The organism is Streptococcus oralis, assembly GCF_001579175.1.
GTDB classification, from domain to species: domain Bacteria; phylum Bacillota; class Bacilli; order Lactobacillales; family Streptococcaceae; genus Streptococcus; species Streptococcus oralis_O.
Map to the genome: position 1 here is coordinate 585,070 of NZ_KQ970760.1, position 606 is coordinate 585,675.

Annotated in this window: 1 protein-coding gene; it reads left to right on the forward strand. The window is 40.6% G+C overall.

Annotated features, from left to right (window positions below):
- On the forward strand, positions 1 to 606 hold a 606-nt coding region (locus SORDD24_RS07225), incomplete at both ends, for an MFS transporter (protein ID WP_231082723.1).

Below are 606 nucleotides of genomic sequence, written 5' to 3' on the forward strand. Positions count from 1 at the left end.
CTGAAATTTTTGGTATTCGAAATGTTTTTCTGTTGATTGGTGGCTTCTTGTTTTTAGCTGCACTCTTAACCATTTTCTTTATCAAGGAGGATTTTCAGCCAATAGCTAAGGAGAAAGCAATACCAACAAAGGAATTGTTTGCTTCAATCAAGCACTCTCATTTTTTGATTAGTTTATTTTTGACTACCTTTGTCATACAATTTTCAGCTCAATCCATTGGTCCCATTCTGGCTCTCTATGTGCGAGACTTAGGGCAGAACGAAAATCTCCTCTTCGTCTCAGGCTTGATTGTATCTAGTATGGGATTTTCTAGTATGATGAGCGCTGGAGTGATGGGAAAGCTTGGTGATAAGCTAGGGAATCATCGACTTCTGATTCTGGCTCAGATGTATTCAGTCATCATCTACCTTCTTTGTGCCAGTGCGACTAGTCCTCTTGAACTCGGTTTGTATCGTTTTCTCTTTGGTTTAGGAACGGGTGCTCTGATGCCAGGTATCAATGCCTTGCTTAGTAAAATGACTCCCAAAGCTGGCATTTCAAGGATTTTTGCCTTTAACCAAGTTTTTTTCTACCTTGGAGGTGTTGTTGGCCCTATGACTGGTTCAG